This is a genomic window from Buchnera aphidicola (Aphis fabae), from assembly GCF_009069125.1.
Taxonomy (GTDB): Bacteria; Pseudomonadota; Gammaproteobacteria; order Enterobacterales; family Enterobacteriaceae; genus Buchnera; species Buchnera aphidicola_BB.
This window is the reverse complement of sequence record NZ_CP042427.1, coordinates 170,594-188,710: the sequence shown is the minus strand read 5'-3', so window position 1 is coordinate 188,710 and position 18,117 is coordinate 170,594. Positions and strand designations below refer to the sequence as shown.

General features: G+C 25.9%; 12 protein-coding genes and 2 pseudogenes. 10 read left to right on the top strand and 4 right to left on the bottom strand.

All coding sequences use genetic code 11. The features are described from left to right. Positions 1-87: 87 nt before the first annotated feature. From nusA to FQV33_RS00825, 8 genes and pseudogenes are all read left to right on the top strand, one after another. Positions 88-1,575 (top strand): transcription termination factor NusA, encoded by a 1,488-nt coding sequence (gene nusA / locus FQV33_RS00855; RefSeq protein ID WP_158347762.1) that lies wholly within the window; start codon positions 88-90, stop codon positions 1,573-1,575. Positions 1,576-1,590: 15 nt separating this feature from the next. Then, positions 1,591-1,882 (top strand): annotated as a pseudogene (locus tag FQV33_RS03155) (IF-2-associated domain-containing protein); the annotation flags it as partial. Positions 1,883-2,136: 254 nt separating this feature from the next. After that, a pseudogene (gene infB / locus FQV33_RS00850) lies at positions 2,137-4,197 on the top strand (translation initiation factor IF-2); the annotation flags it as partial. Between the two features lie 60 nt (positions 4,198-4,257). After that, positions 4,258-4,635: a 30S ribosome-binding factor RbfA gene (gene rbfA, locus FQV33_RS00845; protein ID WP_158347758.1), complete on the top strand. Its 378-nt coding sequence runs from the start codon at positions 4,258-4,260 to the stop codon at positions 4,633-4,635. 4 nt (positions 4,636-4,639) lie between these two features. Then, positions 4,640-5,560, top strand: a complete 921-nt coding sequence (gene truB / locus FQV33_RS00840; protein ID WP_158347756.1) for a tRNA pseudouridine(55) synthase TruB — start codon at positions 4,640-4,642, stop codon at positions 5,558-5,560. Between the two features lie 97 nt (positions 5,561-5,657). Further along, positions 5,658-5,927: a 30S ribosomal protein S15 gene (gene rpsO, locus FQV33_RS00835; RefSeq protein ID WP_158347754.1), complete on the top strand. Its 270-nt coding sequence runs from the start codon at positions 5,658-5,660 to the stop codon at positions 5,925-5,927. 270 nt (positions 5,928-6,197) lie between these two features. After that, positions 6,198-8,321, top strand: coding sequence for a polyribonucleotide nucleotidyltransferase (pnp, locus tag FQV33_RS00830; RefSeq protein ID WP_158347752.1), 2,124 nt, complete (start codon positions 6,198-6,200; stop codon positions 8,319-8,321). Between the two features lie 335 nt (positions 8,322-8,656). Then, positions 8,657-10,456: a DEAD/DEAH family ATP-dependent RNA helicase gene (locus FQV33_RS00825; RefSeq protein ID WP_158347750.1), complete on the top strand. Its 1,800-nt coding sequence runs from the start codon at positions 8,657-8,659 to the stop codon at positions 10,454-10,456. Positions 10,457-10,506: 50 nt separating this feature from the next. Here FQV33_RS00825 and FQV33_RS00820 read toward each other — a convergent pair whose 3' ends face one another. The 4 genes from FQV33_RS00820 to argF all read right to left on the bottom strand — a co-directional run bounded on the left by FQV33_RS00820 (position 10,507) and on the right by argF (position 13,464). Next, positions 10,507-10,899 (bottom strand): Rid family detoxifying hydrolase, encoded by a 393-nt coding sequence (locus tag FQV33_RS00820; RefSeq protein WP_158347748.1) that lies wholly within the window; start codon positions 10,897-10,899, stop codon positions 10,507-10,509. Between the two features lie 40 nt (positions 10,900-10,939). Next, positions 10,940-11,398: an aspartate carbamoyltransferase regulatory subunit gene (gene pyrI / locus FQV33_RS00815; protein ID WP_158347746.1), complete on the bottom strand. Its 459-nt coding sequence runs from the start codon at positions 11,396-11,398 to the stop codon at positions 10,940-10,942. Between the two features lie 7 nt (positions 11,399-11,405). Then, the gene (pyrB, locus tag FQV33_RS00810) at positions 11,406-12,341 is read right to left on the bottom strand and encodes an aspartate carbamoyltransferase (protein WP_158347744.1); all 936 of its coding nucleotides are present in this window, start codon (positions 12,339-12,341) and stop codon (positions 11,406-11,408) included. Between the two features lie 106 nt (positions 12,342-12,447). Then, the gene (gene argF, locus FQV33_RS00805; protein ID WP_158347742.1) at positions 12,448-13,464 is read right to left on the bottom strand and encodes an ornithine carbamoyltransferase; all 1,017 of its coding nucleotides are present in this window, start codon (positions 13,462-13,464) and stop codon (positions 12,448-12,450) included. Positions 13,465-13,670: 206 nt separating this feature from the next. On the opposite strand from argF, the gene FQV33_RS00800 reads away from it, so the two are divergent. Continuing rightward, on the top strand, positions 13,671-15,167 hold the full coding sequence (locus tag FQV33_RS00800) for a leucyl aminopeptidase (RefSeq protein ID WP_158347740.1): 1,497 nt from the start codon (positions 13,671-13,673) through the stop codon (positions 15,165-15,167). Between the two features lie 65 nt (positions 15,168-15,232). Then, a complete protein-coding gene (locus tag FQV33_RS00795) occupies positions 15,233-18,106 on the top strand; it encodes a valine--tRNA ligase (protein ID WP_158347738.1) in 2,874 nt (957 codons plus the stop codon). The last annotated feature ends 11 nt before the right edge of the window (positions 18,107-18,117 follow it).

Sequence of the window (18,117 nt, the reverse complement as noted above, 5' to 3'; positions counted from 1 at the left end):
ATGAATAGGGTGGTATTACCTAAAACCCCGAATTTTCGGGGTTTTTTATTAGAATATTTAAAAATATTTATTCAGAGGTTGACTAAGATGAATAAAGAAATCTTAGCTGTTGTAGAAGCTGTTTCTAATGAAAAATCACTGCCACGTGAAAAAATTTTTGAAGCTTTAGAAGTTGCGTTAGCAACAGCTACAAAGAAAAAACATGAACAAGAAATTGATGTTCGAGTTAGTATTAACCGTAAAACTGGTAATTTTAGCACTTTTAGACGATGGATGGTAGTGGACATTGTAAATCATCCAACAAAAGAAATTACTTTAGCAGCAGCTTGCTTTGAAGGTGATAAGGTTGAGATCAATGATTATATAGAAGATAAAATTGATTCTGTTAATTTTGATAGAATTACAACACAAACTGCTAAACAAGTAATTGTTCAAAAAGTCCGTGAAGCAGAACGTGCTATGTTAGTCGATCAATTTCGAAAATATATTGGACAAATTATTACTGGTATTGTAAAAAAAATTAATAGAGAAAATCTTACATTAGACTTGGGAAACAATGCTGAAGCTATTATTTTAAAAGAAGGTATGTTGCCTCGAGAAAATTTTCGTCCTGGAGATCGTATTCGTGGTATTTTATACGGAGTATATCCTGAAGCTCGTGGTGCTCAATTATTTATGAGTCGTTCAAAAACTGAAATGCTGATAGAGTTATTTCGTATAGAAGTGCCTGAAATTGGCGAAGAAATTATTGAAATTAAAGCAGCTGCACGTGATCCTGGATCTCGTGCTAAAATTGCAGTGAAAACTAATGATAAACGAATTGATCCAGTAGGTGCATGTGTAGGAATGCGAGGTGCACGAGTACAGGCAGTATCTAGTGAATTATGTGGAGAACGTATTGATATTATTTTATGGGATGATAATCCAGCTCAATTTGTTATTAACGCAATGGCCCCTGCAGATGTTATGTCTATTATAGTCGATGAAGATCATCATACAATGGATATTGCTGTGGATTCAAATAATTTAGCTCAAGCTATTGGTAGAAATGGTCAAAATGTTCGTTTAGCTTCTCAAATTAGTGGTTGGGAATTAAATGTGATGACTACAGAAGATTTACGAATAAAACATAAAGAGGAAGCATTTGCTGCTTTTAATATTTTTAAAAAATACTTAAATGTTAATGAAAAAATTATTACAATTTTAGTGAAAGAAGGCTTTTCTTCTCTCGAAGAATTAGCTTATATACCAATTGATGAATTATTGTCAATTAATCTTTTAACTGCAGAAGAAGTAAAAATAGTTCGAGAGTGCGCAAAAAATGGATTACGTCTCATTGAATTAGATCGAAAAAAAATGATAAATAAAAAGCAAATAGAAAAAAAACTTTTAGACATACAAGGGATGAATGAAACATTGGCATTAAAACTAGCCGAAAAAAATATATTTACTTTAGAAGAATTAGCGAATCAAGGAGTAGATGATTTAACTGATATTGAAAATCTTAATTCTAAAGAAGCAGGTGTATTAATTATGACTGCTCGTAATATTTGTTGGTTTGATAGTAAAGTCTAATAATAGGAAAATAGTATGATTGATATGAGTTTAAAAGTGTTATCTAATGAAATTAAAATATCAGTACAAGAATTAATAAAAAACTTTTCCGAAATTGGAATTTTAAAAAATGAAAATGATTTTATTAATGTTTCAGAAAAGAAATTTTTATTAAAACATCTAAGAAAAAAACAAAATGTTTCTGAAAATACTTTTATTCTACAAAGAAAAACTCGTAGTACTTTAAATGTTTCTTTAGCTGGAGGTAAAAATAAATCTGTTCAAGTAGAAATTAGAAAAAAAAGAACATACACTAAAAATAGTGTACCAGAAGTTCAAAATTTATTAAAAGACAAAATATTACTACAAAATAAAGAAAAAAAAATTTTAAAACTTTTTCCAAAAAAGGTTATAAAAGAAAAAATTTTTAAAGAAGATATTCATCCTTTAGACAAGAATAAATCTAATAAAGATTCTATAAATAAATTAAATCGATTAAAAAGTTCTAATATTCTTAAAAAAAATGAAAAAAATAAAGTTTTAAAAAAAAATATAGATTCAAATAAGTATACTTTCAGTGTAAAGAAAACAACAAAAGAAAATTTAGAAAATAAAAAATTCAAAGAAGAAACAAAAGATTATCATTTAACTACATTTTTTCATACTCGAAATATAGGAGATGATGAAATTCACAATGAAAATGAAAAAAATAAAAGAAATTATAATCGAAATTTGAAAAATCAGCGTCAAAAGAAAAACAATAAACAAAATATTAATATAAAAAATAAAAAAGAAGAAACTCGAATTGCGAAAAATAAAAAAAATATTAAACAAAAAAATCAATCTATTTTATTACAACAAGTTTTTAAAAAACCCGAATCTTCTATCAATAGAGATGTAATTATTAATAGCACTATTACAGTGTCTGATTTAGCTAATAAAATGGCGGTAAAAAGCTCTGAAGTTATCAAAAATATGATGAATATGGGTATAATAGGAACAATTAATCATGTTCTAGATCAAGATACTGCACAGTTAATTGCAGAAGAAATGGGTCATAAAGTTATTTTATATAAAGAAAATGAACTAGAAGAGTCAATAATGAAAGATCGTGATTTAGGTAATTCAACCTCGATTATAAGATCCCCAGTAGTGACTATTATGGGGCATGTAGATCACGGTAAAACATCATTATTAGATTATATTCGTTCTACAAAAATAGCATTTAACGAAGCCGGCGGTATTACTCAAAATATTGGTGCTTATCATGTGAAAACAGATTTAGGGTCAATTACTTTTTTAGATACTCCAGGTCATTCTGCTTTTACTGGAATGCGTTCTCGTGGAGTAAAAATAACTGATATTGTTATATTAGTAGTTGCAGCTGATGATGGAGTAAAACCACAAACTATTGAAGCTATTCAACACGCAAAAGAAGCTAATGTTCCAATTATTGTAGCTATCAATAAAGTAGACAAAATAGATTCGGATATAAATCAAATCAAAAATGATTTAACAAAACACAATGTTGTTGCAGAAGAATGGGGTGGTGAAAATATTTTTGTTTCTATATCAGCAAAAACTGGAGAAGGTATAGATTCATTATTAAATGCAATCTTATTACAAGCAGAAATGTTAGAACTTAAAGCAATATCTACAGGAATGGCAGAAGGTGTTGTAATCGAATCTTTTCTTGATAAGGGTCGAGGAGCAATAGCAACTGTATTAGTTCAAAAAGGGAATTTAAAAAAAGGAGATGTAATACTATGTGGTTTAGAATATGGTCGGATTAAATCGTTACGTAATGAAACTGGGAAATTTTTAAAACATGCAGGACCTTCTATTCCTGTAGAAGTTTTAGGTTTATCTAAAGTTCCTTTCGCTGGAGATCAAGTAACTGTAGTTCGTGATGAAAAAAAAGCCAAAGAAGTTGCATGTTATCGAAAAAATAAATCCCGTGAATTGAAATTATCTAATCAAAATAGATCAAGTTTAGAAAATATGTTTGATAATATTAAAAAGTCTAATTGTTCAGAATTAAAAGTTATTATTAAATCTGATGTGCAAGGGTCTTTAGAAGCTATTTCTGGCGCTTTGTTAAAATTATCTACTAATGAAGTAAAAATTAATATCATAGGTTTAGGTATAGGTGGAATCACAGAAACAGATGCTTCATTAGCATTAGCATCTAATGCTATTATTTTAGGATTCAATGTTCGAGCAGATGTTTCGGCTAAAAAAATAATTGAGACAGAACGTCTAGATCTTCGTTATTATTCTGTTATTTATGATTTAATTGATGAAGTAAAATCTGCTATGACAGGACTTTTATCTCCTGAATATAAACAAAATATTATTGGTCTGGCAGAAGTAAGAAACACGTTTAAATCACCTAAATTTGGATTAATTGCAGGATGTATGGTAATTAACGGTATTATTAAAAAAAATAATCCAATTCGTTTGTTAAGAGATCATATAGTAATCTATGAAGGTGAATTGGAATCTTTACGTCGTTTTAAAGAAGATGTAAATGAAATACGAAACGGAATGGAATGTGGTATTGGCATAAAAAATTTTAATGATATAAAGATTGGAGATAATATAGAAGTTTTTGAAGTAAAAGAAGTAAAAAGAATATTATAAATTAACATTTATAGATAAATTTATGTTTTTAAATACATATAAAATATTGGTAATAAAAACATGGAAAAATCATTTAGTCGATCTTCTAAAATAGCCCAAGAATTGCAAAAAAATATTGCAATTATTATACAGTGTTTACTTAAAGATCCACGTTTTAGAATAATTATTACAATATCTGAAGTTATTGTATCTAAAGATTTATCTTATGCTCAAGTATTTATTAGTTTTTTAGAAATAAATAATAATGTAAGTATAGAAAAACTATTAACTTTGTTAAATAAAGCATCTGGTTATATTCGTAAACTATTATGTAAAAAATTAAAATTGAGAATTATACCAAACATTGTTTTTTATTATGACGATTCTTTTATAAAGGGTAATAGAATTTCTTTATTATTAAATAAATTGACGAAAAAAACGTTATTTAATAAAGGATAGTTTAATGTTTTTGTATAAAAAACGTGATATTAATGGATTTTTATTAATAGATAAACCTATAGGCATTTCTTCTAATAACACATTACAGCAAGTAAAAAGTATTTTTAAAGCTAGAAAAGCAGGTTATATTGGCACTTTAGATCCCTTAGCTTCAGGAATGCTGCCAGTTTGTTTTGGAGAAAGTACAAAATTTTCTTGTTATTTAAATAACTCTGATAAAAAATACAATGTTATTGCTAAATTAGGTGAAAAAACATCTACGTTTGATTCTGATGGCATTATTATAAAAAAAAGAACAATTTCATTTACACATATTGAATTAGATAAGGCTTTAAAAGAATTAACAGGTTCAGTTAATCAAATACCTTCAATGTATTCAGCAATCAAGTATAACGGTATTCCTTTATATAGATATGCAAGACAAGGATTAAATATTCCACGTAATATACGACATATTAAAATATATAAACTGAACCTTATTGAGCAAAAAAATAATTTAATTGAATTAAATGTACACTGCTCAAAAGGAACATATATCAGAACACTTATTGATGATTTAGGAGAAAAATTAGGTTGCGGTGCTCATGTTGTTTTTTTACGTCGTATACAAGTAGGATTACTTTCTTGTTCTAAATTAGTTACAATATCTTATTTAAAAGAATTATCAAACAAAGATAATATTAAAAAATTAGATAGTTTATTAATGCCTATTGATACTCCTATTTATTTTTTACCAAAAGTATATCTTTCTAATAAAGAATCTTTTGAGTTTAAATTAGGAAAGAAAGTTAATTTTAAATCTGATATTAAGAATAGTTTAGTACGTGTTTTAGAAAACGAAAAAAAAGTATTTCTTGGATTAGGAAAAATTTATACTGAAGAAATATTAGTTCCATATCGATTAATTTCTATGTGTACTAATTAAGTTATTTTCTATTCAATTTAAGAGTAGCATGATATTATTTTTAAATAATTTTACTAAAATATTAGTTTAATATAATTAAAAATATATGAGGTATTCAATGTCTCTTAGTACAAATAAAACAAAAGAAAACATTTTAAAATATGGAAAAAATGATAAAGATAGTGGAAATACTGAAGTTCAAGTTGCATTATTAACACATCAAATTAATCATCTGCAATTACATTTTTCTCAACATAAAAAAGATCATTCAAGTCGTAGAGGCTTGTTAAATATGGTCTCTAAACGTCGTAAATTATTAAATTATTTAAAGAAAAAAAATATATCTCGTTATAGTACATTGATTGAAAATTTAAATTTAAGACGGTAAATAGTTTTTTATATTATAAAATGAAGAAAATATTTTAATTTTTTTTGATCATCTTATTAGATGTAAAGTTTTTTTAAAGGGCTTGATTAGCCCTTTTTTTACAGTCTTATTAAAATATTTCTATTAATAAAACAATAAAATAAATTTTTTATTATTAAAAATAAATATTTAATTCATAAATAATTTTTATAAAATATATTGATTTTTTTATTTTTTTAAATCAATTAATTTATAATTAAAAAAAATTAATTTTATATTAAGGATATTATTTTGCTGAATCCCATTGTACGAAAATTTCAATATGGCCAACATACAATTACATTAGAAACAGGTATAATGGCAAGGCAAGCAACATCCGCTGTGATGGCTAGTATGGATGATACTGCTGTTTTTGTTACTGTTGTTGGGGATAAAACAACTCATCCTGGGCAAAAATTTTTTCCTCTTACAGTCAATTATCAGGAAAGAACATATGCTGTTGGCAGAATACCTGGAGGTTTTTTTAGAAGAGAGGGTCGTCCAAGTGAAAGCGAGATATTAACTGCTCGGTTAATTGATAGACCAATCCGACCTTTATTTCCTAAAGGATTTTTTAACGAAATTCAAATTATTGCTACGGTAGTTTCAGTTAATCCACAAATTAATCCTGATATAATTTCCATTATTGGTGCTTCAGCAGCATTAAGTTTATCTGGTATTCCATTTTATGGTCCAGTAGGAGCTGCTAGAGTAGGTTTAATTAACAATCAATATATTTTAAACCCAACTACTGAAGAAATGAAATCTAGTTTTTTAGACCTTGTTATATCTGGAACTCAAAATGCTGTTTTAATGGTAGAAGCAGAATCAAAAATATTAAGTGAAGAAAAAGTGCTTGGAGCAATTATTTTTGGCCATCAACAGCAACAAGTAGTTATTAATAATATTCGTTCTTTGTCAAATGAAGCTAGTAAATTACCTTGGGCTATATCTTATCCTGAAATAAATGCTACGTTAGAATCTAAACTTATAAAATTAATTGAAAAAGATATAAGTAATGCTTATTTAATATTTAATAAACAAGAAAGATATGAAAAGTTGAATTTTATAAAAGATCATACAATTAAATTACTTTTAAATGAAAATGCAAATATTGATATAAGTGAAATTGATGAAATTTTTCAAAAAATTGAAAAAAATATAGTTCGAAAACGTATATTAAATAATGAAAATCGTATTGATGGTAGAGAAAAAGATATGATTCGTGCATTAGATATTAGAACAGGTGTTTTACCTCGTACACATGGTTCTGCTTTGTTTACTCGTGGTGAAACACAATCTTTAGTTTCTGTTACTTTAGGAACATCTAGAGATGCACAAAATTTAGATGAATTATTAGGTGATAAAACAGATAATTTTTTATTTCATTATAATTTTCCACCTTATTCTGTAGGAGAAATAGGAATAGTTGGATCACCTAAAAGAAGAGAAATTGGACATGGTCGTTTAGCTAAAAGAAGTCTTTTAGCGGTAATGCCTAAAATTGATGAATTTCCATATACAATTAGAATTGTTTCTGAAATAACTGAATCCAATGGTTCTTCTTCTATGGCTTCTGTGTGTGGTGCATCATTAGCTTTAATGGATGCTGGAGTTCCAATAACATCTGCTGTAGCTGGAATATCTATGGGTTTAGTAAAAGAAGGTGACCATTATGTACTACTTTCAGATATTTTAGGCGACGAAGATCATTTGGGAGATATGGATTTTAAAGTATCTGGAACTAAAGAGGGTATTACAGCTTTGCAAATGGATATCAAAATAGAAGGTATAACTAATGAAATTATGCATATTGCTTTAAATAAAGCTAAATCTGCTAGATTACATATTTTGAATGTTATGCAGCAAGCCTTAAGCAAACCTAGAAAAGAAATTTCTGAATTTGCACCTAGAATTCATACAATTAAAATTAATCCCGAGAAAATTAAAGATGTAATAGGAAAAGGAGGTTCTGTAATTCGAATGTTAACAGAAGAAACAGGAACTATAATTGAAATTGAAGATGATGGTACAGTAAAAATATCTGCTGCAATTGGAGAAAAAGCAAAAAATGCAATTCGTAGAATTGAAGAAATTACTGCGGAAATTGAAGTTGGACGTATTTATTCAGGAAAAGTAACGAGAATTGTTGATTTTGGTGCTTTTATTGCAATAGGATTTGGAAAAGAAGGATTAGTACATATTTCTCAAATTTCTGATAAAAGAGTAGAAAAAGTTTCGGATCATTTAAAATTAGATCAAATTATACCTGTAAAAGTATTAGAAATTGATCGACAAGGTCGTTTAAGACTTAGTATTAAAGAAGTAAAAGATTCTATTGTATCTAATAAACCTATAAATAATATTTTTATCTGATATAATTGTTTTTAAATATTTTTAAATAAATTATTTAATTTTAATAAAATATAATTTTTTTAAAAATACCATATATATAAGTAACAATGTTATTATTCATTTTAGTTTATTTTTCTTATCTAACAAATAGATACTTGATTTTTTAAAATTTTTAATTAGTTGCTAATGTTATATTTTATAAATCATTAGCAATCAATATTATTTATTTTATATTCTATTTATTAGATCATTTAATCGGAGCCGGTTCACACTTTTCAATGAGAATAAATAATATATATATTTTCATCATGAGCTATGTAGACTGGCCACTGTAACTTAAAAGGCATATCTATTGCATGACTCATACTGAAAAAACATTTTCTTTTCTTGGTTTAAATCCTTTTATTATTCAATCATTAGATGAAATGGGATATGTCAAACCATCTCCTATTCAAGCAGCTTGTATTCCATTGCTTTTACAGGGTAAAGACGTATTAGGTATGGCGCAAACTGGAAGTGGAAAAACAGCAGCTTTTTCACTGCCATTATTGCATAATTTAAAAATTAATTTAAAAGCACCCCAAATTTTGGTGTTAGCGCCTACAAGAGAATTAGCTGTACAAGTTGCTGAAGCTTTTTCAGTATTTTCTAAATATATAGTAGGGGTACATGTATTACCTTTATATGGAGGTCAAAGGTATGAATTGCAATTACGAGCGTTGAAACAAGGACCTCAAATTGTTGTAGGTACTCCAGGACGTTTATTAGATCATTTAAAAAGAGGAACTCTTAATCTTTCAAATTTACATGCATTAGTTTTAGATGAAGCAGATGAAATGTTAAGAATGGGTTTTATAGAAGATGTAGAAACAATTATGTCACAAATACCAAAAGAACATCAAACTGCTTTATTTTCAGCAACAATGCCAGAAGTAATACGACGTATTTCTAAGAGATTTATGAAAAATCCTAAAGAAATAAAAATTAAATCTAATATAACTACACGTCCTGATATTAAACAAAGTTATTGGATGGTATATGGTAGAAAAACAGATGCTTTAATTCGTTTTTTAGAAGTAGAAGAATTTTCAGCTACAATTATTTTTGTAAAAACAAAAAATGCTACTTTAGAAGTTTCTGAAGCGTTAGAACGACATGGATATAATAGTGCGGCATTAAACGGAGATATGAATCAAGCATTACGTGAACAAACATTAGAACGTTTAAAAAATGGTAGATTAGATATTTTAATTGCTACAGATGTTGCAGCTCGTGGTTTAGATGTTGATAGAATTAGTTTTGTAATTAATTATGATATTCCGATGGACTCTGAATCTTATGTACATCGTATCGGGCGTACAGGACGAGCAGGACGAGCAGGACGAGCATTATTATTTGTTGAAAATCGTGAGCGTCGATTGTTACGTAATATCGAGCGTACAATTAATCAATCTATTCCTGAAATACAATTACCAAAAATTGAATTATTATGTGAAAAACGTCTTCAACAATTTGCAAAAAAAGTACAGCAACAACTTGAAAGTAGAGATTTAGATGAATATATAGCTTTATTAGATAAATTATATTCTTCTGATGATTTAGATATTAAAACTCTTGCAGCAGCTTTATTAAAGATGGCTCAAGGAGGTCGTCCTTTGATTATTAAAAAAGATTTATTAAAACGTCCTTCTAGAGAAACTTTGTATAAAGATGATCGTAGACGTGAAGATATTCGAAACAATCGATATCGTCGAGATCGAAAAGAAATTAAAGATATAGATTTATATCGTATTGAAATTGGTCGTAATGATGGAGTTGAAGTTCGACATATAGTTGGTGCTATTGCTAATGAAGGAAATATAAATAGTCGTAATATTGGAAATATAAAATTATTTTCTTCATATTCTATTATTGAATTACCTAAAGGTTTATCTAAAGAATTATTACAACATCTTACAAAAACTAGAATTTTAAATAAACCAATAAATATAAAATTATTACGAGATTCTAAATATTATCAAAATAAATCATATAATCGATCTTTTTTAAATAAAGATACAAATACTAATCGTCGTTTTTCTGAAAATCGTGTAACTAAATCTTATTCTAATAAAAATGAAATAAAACCATCTTTCTCCCGTCGTAAAAATATTTAATTTTTTATGCCGCTTCGCGGCATATTGAATATTAATAAATAGTTAAAAAATTAATGGTTATTTTTTTTATATGCAATAGCTTCCATTTCAATTTTAACATTTTTTGGTAATGCTTGTACTTCTACACAAGACCTTGTAGGAAAATTAGATTTATTTTTTAAAAAAAAATTTTTATATATTTCATTAATTATTTGAATTTTTTTTAAGTCAATAGTAAAAATTGTTATTTTAATAATATCATTTACTTGATATTTTGATTCTTTCAGAATATATTTTATATTTTTTAATACCATATATGTTTGTTCATCAATACTTTCTGGTATCATTCCAGAGTTTGTATCAATTGGTATTTGACCAGATGTGATTAAAAAATTGTTAAATTGTATAGCTTGCGAATATGGTCCAATAGGTTGAGGCGCATTTTTTGTATTAATAATATTCATATACCACCATTATTTTAATAAAATTTTATAAATAAATTTTCTATGATAAAACTATATTTTTAGAAAATTCTTTTTCGCAGTATTGACATTTTAAATTCATATTTTTATCTAATTTTTTTATAAAAATAAAGCTAGAATTTATACAGTTATCATGACTAATACAGTTACTATTTGGACAAATTAAAATACGATCTATTTTTTTAGGTAATGTTGGAAATATTTTTCCTACTAAATTATATTGATCAATATAATTAACTGTAGCACAAGGTGCATAAACAGCTAATTGATTAATTTGATCTTCACTTAAAAAAGTATTTTCAATTTTGATAATATCTTTTTTACCTAATTTTTTAGAAGGCAAATTTAAACCAATAGTAATTCTTTTTTCTGTTTCTGTAAATCTGAATAAAGATAGTAGTTTAAAACCTATTTGAGATGGAATGTGATCAATTACACTACCACATTTGATAGCTTCCACTTGGAGCTTGTTTATTTGCATATTTTTCTTATTTAAAATGTTTTTCTACCAGTACTAGTGATAGTATTGCTTGGCGTGCGTAAATGCCATTTGCTGCTTGTTTAAAATACCAAGCATAAGGTGTATAATCAACAGCATAATCAATTTCATCTATACGAGGAAGAGGATGTAATATTTTTAAATTACTACGAGCATTTTTTAAAGTTTTAGTATTTAATATAAATTTTGATTTAGCATTTGCGTATTCGGTAGATTCAAGCCTTTCTTTTTGAACACGTGTCATATAAAGAATATCAATTTCAGAAATAATTTCTTCTATATTTTGACATCTTGTCCAGCTAATTTTTTTTTCCAAAAGCATATCATTAATATAATTTGGCATGGTTAAAGCATCAGGTGAAATAAAAAAAAACTTATTTTTTTTATATTTAGCTAATGCTTGTGTTAAAGAATGTACAGTTCTTCCGTATTTTAAATCACCTACCATTGCAATATTTAAATTATTAAGTCGATATTGTGTTTCTTTAATAGTAAATAGATCTAAAAGTGTTTGAGTTGGATGTTGATTGGACCCATCTCCAGCATTAAATATAGGTATACTATTAGAAAATTCAGTAGCTAAACGAGCCGATCCTTCTTGAGGATGTCGAATAATAATAGCATCTACATATGAACTAATTACTGAAATAGTATCTGCTAGTGATTCTCCTTTTTTTGATAAAGATATATTATTTCCATCAGAAAAACCTATTATTGAAGCACCTAATCGATAAATTGCAGTTTCAAAAGATAAGCGTGTTCGAGTAGATGCTTCAAAAAAACAGCTAGCAATAATTTTATTTTTTAATAAGTTAGGTTCTGGTTTTTTTTTTAAAATAGCAGATTTTTTTAAAACTAATTCTAGTTCATCACGTTTAAGATCATTTATTGAAATTATATTTTTTTTATATAGAGAGTTTCTCAACTTCTAAATTCCTTGATTATGGATTAAAAAAGTAGTTAGGGTTATTTTTTATAAAAAAGATGAGAAACAGTAAATAAATAATTTTTTATAAATTACATATTTTATTTTAAAAGTTAATATTTTTCACAAGACTGGATATAAGAATAGCTTTTATAGTATGCAATCTGTTTTCTGCTTGTTCAAAAATAATTTCTTGATTTTTTTGAAAAATACTATCTGTAATTTCTACACCATCTTGTAAATTATGTTCTTTTAACATTGATTTTACTATAATATTTTTTTGATCATGTAGTGCTGGAAGACAATGTAATACTTTTACAGAAGGATTATTAGTCATATCTATCATGTTTTGGTTTACTTGATAATTTTTCAATAATTTTATTTTTTCTTTCCATGTATTTTCTGATTCTCCCATAGAAACCCAAATATCTGTATAAATAAAGTCTACATTTTTTATACCTTCTTTTATGTTTTCAGTACATATTATTTGTCTTTTATTTTTCTTTGCTTTTTCTTGGCATAAATTTAAAATATTTTCTTCAGGCCAATATTTTTTTGGAGAAATGAAACGTAGATCTATTCCTAAAATAGATGCAGCTTCTAATAAAGTATTTGCTATATTATTATGAGCATCACCAACATATGCGCATTTCATTTCAAAAAATTGTTTTTTTGGCAAAATTTCTTTCATTGTTAATAAATCTGCAATTATTTGAGTAGGATGAAATTTTTCAGTCAATCCATTCCATACAGGTACATTAGAATATTTTGCTAAAGTTTCTATTACATCATGATTATGACCTCTATATTCAATTCCATCATATAAACGGCACAGAACTTTTGCTGTATCTTCAATTGATTCTTTTGTTCCAAGATGAGTACTACCTGGTCCAAGATAAGTAACGTGTGCACCCTGATCAAATGCAGCAATTTCAAATGAGCATCTTGTACGGGTAGATTCTTTTTCAAAAATTAAAGCAATATTTTTTTTTTTCAATAACTGAATTTCTTGCTTGTTTTTTTTTATTTTTTTTAGTTTTTCAGATAATATGATAATATTTTTTAATTCTATATCAGAAAAATCTAATAATCTTAAAAAATTACGCTGATAAAGATAATTCATAACTTAAATTCTCTTAAAATTAGATGCAAATTTATACATAGAATATAAATAAAGATCAAAAAAAATTAAAATATAATTACAACTTAATATCAATAATATTATAGTATATAATATTTTATTATTTTAAAATTTTTTTATTTTGTTTTATTAAATGAAATTATTTATATATTATAAACTTGAAAAAAATAAAATTATAGAGATATATTATGAAATTTTTTATAGATAGTTTTGATTTATGTACAGAAAACACGGATTGTATCGTTGTTGGTGTTTTTAAATCTTGTCAGCTAACAAGTTCTGCTAATAATTTAGATCAATATAGTAATGGTTATATCAGTAAATTAATTAATCAAGGTGATATTGATGGAAAAATAGGAAACAACTTATTATTATATGATATTCCTAATATTATAGCTAAGAGAATATTATTAATAGGATGTGGAGATAAAAATAATTTTGGCGCATACTCTATTACTAAAATTATAGAAAAAACTATTCAAATGTTAAATAAGCGTTCTATTAAAAATGTTATTTTTTCTTTAACTGAATTAAATTTTTGTAAAAATAATATATATTGGTTTATTCGGAAAATAATTAGTACTATTAAAAAAGAATTTTTTAAAATAAATACTTTTTTTAAAAAGGATATTTACTTAAATTCCATTTCATTTAATATCATAGATAAAAATTTTTTTTCATCAGCACAAATTGCTTTAAAACATTCTCTTGCAATTGATTTAGGACTAACTGCTGCAAAAAAATTAAGCAATTTACCTCCTAATATTTGTAATCCATTATATTTATCTTTAAAATCAGAAAAATTATCTAAAAAATATAAGAATAATATTAACGTAACAACTATTGATATAAATCAAATGAAGAATTTAGGCATGCATGCTTATTTAGCAGTAGGTCAAGGATCTCAAAACAAACCATATATGTCTGTTATTCAATATTCTGGAAAAAATATTGTTAATAAAAAAGTAATTGTATTAATAGGAAAAGGATTAACATTTGATTCTGGAGGTATCTCTATAAAACCATCACAAAATATGCATGAAATGAAGTATGATATGTGTGGAGCTGCTGCTGTTTATGGAACTTTAATTATGGCTGCAGAATTAAATCTACCTTTAAATATTATAGGAGTTTTAGCGGGATGTGAAAATATGCCAGGAGGAAGTGCTTTTAGACCTGGAGATGTTTTAAAGACTATGTCTGGTAAAACAGTAGAAGTATTAAATACAGATGCTGAAGGACGTCTAGTTTTATGTGATGTTTTAAAATATATAGAACGTTTCTCACCTAGTATAGTTATTGATATTGCTACTTTAACTGGAGCATGTGTTATAGCCTTGGGACATTATGCTACTGGTTTATTTTCAAATAATGAAGATTTAGTTCATGATTTAGAAAAAGCTTCTCAACAAACAAATGATAAAATTTGGCGATTACCTTTATTTGAAGAATATGAAAAAGATATAAATTCTAATATTGCTGATTTTTCAAATGTTGGAAATGGAAAAGCTGGAGCAATAACAGCTGCTTGTTTTTTATCAAAATTTACAAAAAAATATCATTGGGCACATTTAGATATTGCTGGAACTGCTTGGGAATCTGGAATAAATAAAGGATCAACAGGGCGTCCTGTAGAACTTTTATCTCAATTTTTATTAAATATATCAAATTATACTAAATATTAAAGAATAAAAAGATATTTACATTCAATTAGCAACATTACCTTTTTAATAGAAAATGATTAAATAAAATGGACAAAACTTATAACCCTAAAGACATTGAAGAACCTTTGTATAATTTTTGGGAAAAAAACGGATATTTTAAACCTAATAATGATTCAACTAAAACATCGTTTTGTATCATGATGCCTCCTCCTAATATTACTGGAAATTTACATATGGGGCATGCATTTCAACAAACTATTATGGATATATTAATTCGTTATCATAGAATGCAGGGAAAAAATACATTATGGCAAGTTGGAACAGATCATGCTGGAATAGCAACACAAATTTTAGTTGAACGTCAAATATATCTTGAAGAGCATAAAACTAAAAAAGATTATAGTAGAAATGATTTTATCAAAAAGATATGGTCATGGAAAAATAAATATAATTTAATTGTTACAAAACAAATGCGACGTTTAGGTAATTCTGTCGATTGGGATCGTGAAAAATTTACTTTAGATCCTGATATTTGTAACTCTGTTAAAGAAGCTTTTATTATTTTTTATAAAAATAATTTAATATATCAAAAAAAAAGATTAGTACATTGGGATTCAAAATTAGAAACAGTTATTTCAGATTTAGAAGTAGAACATCGTTTAATAAAAAGTAAAAAATGGTTTATTCGATATCCTATTATTTGTGATAAAAAAAAAAATAACAATCTAATTAAATATTTAATAGTTTCTACAACTAGGCCTGAAACTTTGCTAGGAGATACAGCTTTAGCCGTTAATCCACAAGATAAAAATTATAGTAAGTTTATCGGTCAATTTGTTATATGTCCTTTAGTTAATAGAATTATACCTATTATTGGAGATCAATATGCTGATATAAAAAAAGGAACAGGTTGTGTAAAAATTACACCAGCACATGATTTTAATGATTATAAAGTTGGATTTCGTCATAAGTTACCAATGATTAATGTTTTTACTTTTAATGGAAAAATTAAAACTCATTTTGATGTTTATGATTATAAAGGTCGAACTTCTAAGATATATAATTTATTAGTTCCGAGTAAATTTCAAAATTTAGATATTATTTCTGCAAGAGTAAAAGTAATTGAAGAAATAAAAAAAATAGGACTTCTAGAAAAAGTCGAGGAATGTGATATTCTTACACCTCATGGTGATAGAAGTGGTGTTATAATCCAGCCTATGTTAACCAATCAATGGTATTTAAAAACGTCAAAATTAGCTAATTTAGCTATTTCTGCAGTTAAAGATAAAAGAATTAATTTCATTCCATCACAATATAAAACTATGTATTTATCTTGGATGAACAATATCGAAGACTGGTGTATTTCACGTCAATTATGGTGGGGACACCGTATTCCAGTTTGGTATGATCATAAAAAAAATATATATGTTGGATATAGTGAAAATGAAATACGAAAAGAATATAAGATAGCAAATAATATAGAATTAATTCAAGATGAAGATGTTTTAGATACTTGGTTTTCTTCTGGATTATGGACTTTCTCTACATTAGGATGGCCTAAAAAAACAGAATTTTTAAAAATTTTTCATTCGACTAACGTATTAGTTAGTGGTTTTGATATTATTTTTTTCTGGATTGCTAGAATGATTATGTTAACTATGTATCTTGTTAAAGACAATTTTGGTATATCTCAGGTTCCTTTTAAAAATGTTTATATTACAGGTTTAATACGTGATGAAGAAGGTCAAAAAATGTCAAAATCAAAAGGAAATGTAATTGATCCTTTAGATATGATAGATGGTATTTCATTAAATAATTTAATTAAAAAAAGAACAAGTGATTTATTACAACCACAATTATTCGATCAAATTAAAAAACGTACTATAAATCAATTTCCCAATGGAATTAGTCCAACGGGTACAGATGCACTACGTTTTACATTTTGTGCTTTAGCTTCTAATACACGTGATATAAAATGGGATATGAGTAGATTGAAAGGATATCGAAACTTTTGTAATAAGCTTTGGAATGCTAGCCGATTTGTTTTAATTCATACAAAAGATCATGTTTTTTTTCATTTTAAAATCAATAATAACATGTTATTTATAAATAAATGGATTTTAATAGAGTTTAATAACATAGTAAAATCATATAGAAATTCATTAGATAACTATCGGTTTGATATTGCAGCGAATATTTTATATGATTTTACTTGGAATAATTTTTGTGATTGGTATTTAGAATTTGCTAAATTAATTATAAAATTTGGTTCGTCTCAAGATATACATGCGACTAAAAATATTTTGATTTACGTTTTGGAAAAACTTTTAAAATTATTACATCCAATTATTCCTTTTATTACTGAAAGTATTTGGCAACGTATAAAAAAAATTAAAAATATTAAAGAAAAAACCATTATGCTTCAGCCTTTTCCAAAATATAATAATTCATTTTTTAATGAAAATATTTTATTTCATATGAGCTGGATTAAAAAAATAATAATTTTTTTAAGAAATATTAGAGCTGAAATGAATATTAGTTCTAAAAAACTTTTATCATTGTTCTTAAAAAATATTTCTTTTGATCAAGAAAAAATTATTCAAAAAAATTTATTGTTATTACGAAATATAGCTCATTTAGATAAAATTGAAATTGTATCTAAAGAATATAAGGAGCCTTTGTTGTCTATAAAAAAAATAATTGACGGAGTAGAAATTTTAATTCCTTTACTTAAAGTAATAGATAAAAAAATTGAATTAAAAAGATTAAATAAAGAAATAAAGAACATAAAATTAAAAATATCATATATAGAAGAAAAAACTTTAAATAAAGATTTTTTACATTATGCACCTAAACATATTATAACAAAAGAAAAAGAAAAACTAAAAGATTTAAATGAAATATATTTAAAATTATCTCATCAAATAGAAATTTTTAATAATGCATTTAATGAAAATTAATAATAATTGAG

Coding starts and splice junctions, on each gene's coding strand:
- nusA (WP_158347762.1), top strand. CDS start 88: ATGAATAAAGAAATCTTAGCTGTTGTAGAAGCTGTTTCTAATGAAAAA.
- rbfA (WP_158347758.1), top strand. CDS start 4,258: ATGGAAAAATCATTTAGTCGATCTTCTAAAATAGCCCAAGAATTGCAA.
- truB (WP_158347756.1), top strand. CDS start 4,640: ATGTTTTTGTATAAAAAACGTGATATTAATGGATTTTTATTAATAGAT.
- rpsO (WP_158347754.1), top strand. CDS start 5,658: ATGTCTCTTAGTACAAATAAAACAAAAGAAAACATTTTAAAATATGGA.
- FQV33_RS00825 (WP_158347750.1), top strand. CDS start 8,657: ATGACTCATACTGAAAAAACATTTTCTTTTCTTGGTTTAAATCCTTTT.
- FQV33_RS00820 (WP_158347748.1), bottom strand. CDS start 10,899: ATGAATATTATTAATACAAAAAATGCGCCTCAACCTATTGGACCATAT.
- pyrI (WP_158347746.1), bottom strand. CDS start 11,398: ATGCAAATAAACAAGCTCCAAGTGGAAGCTATCAAATGTGGTAGTGTA.
- argF (WP_158347742.1), bottom strand. CDS start 13,464: ATGAATTATCTTTATCAGCGTAATTTTTTAAGATTATTAGATTTTTCT.
- FQV33_RS00800 (WP_158347740.1), top strand. CDS start 13,671: ATGAAATTTTTTATAGATAGTTTTGATTTATGTACAGAAAACACGGAT.
- FQV33_RS00795 (WP_158347738.1), top strand. CDS start 15,233: ATGGACAAAACTTATAACCCTAAAGACATTGAAGAACCTTTGTATAAT.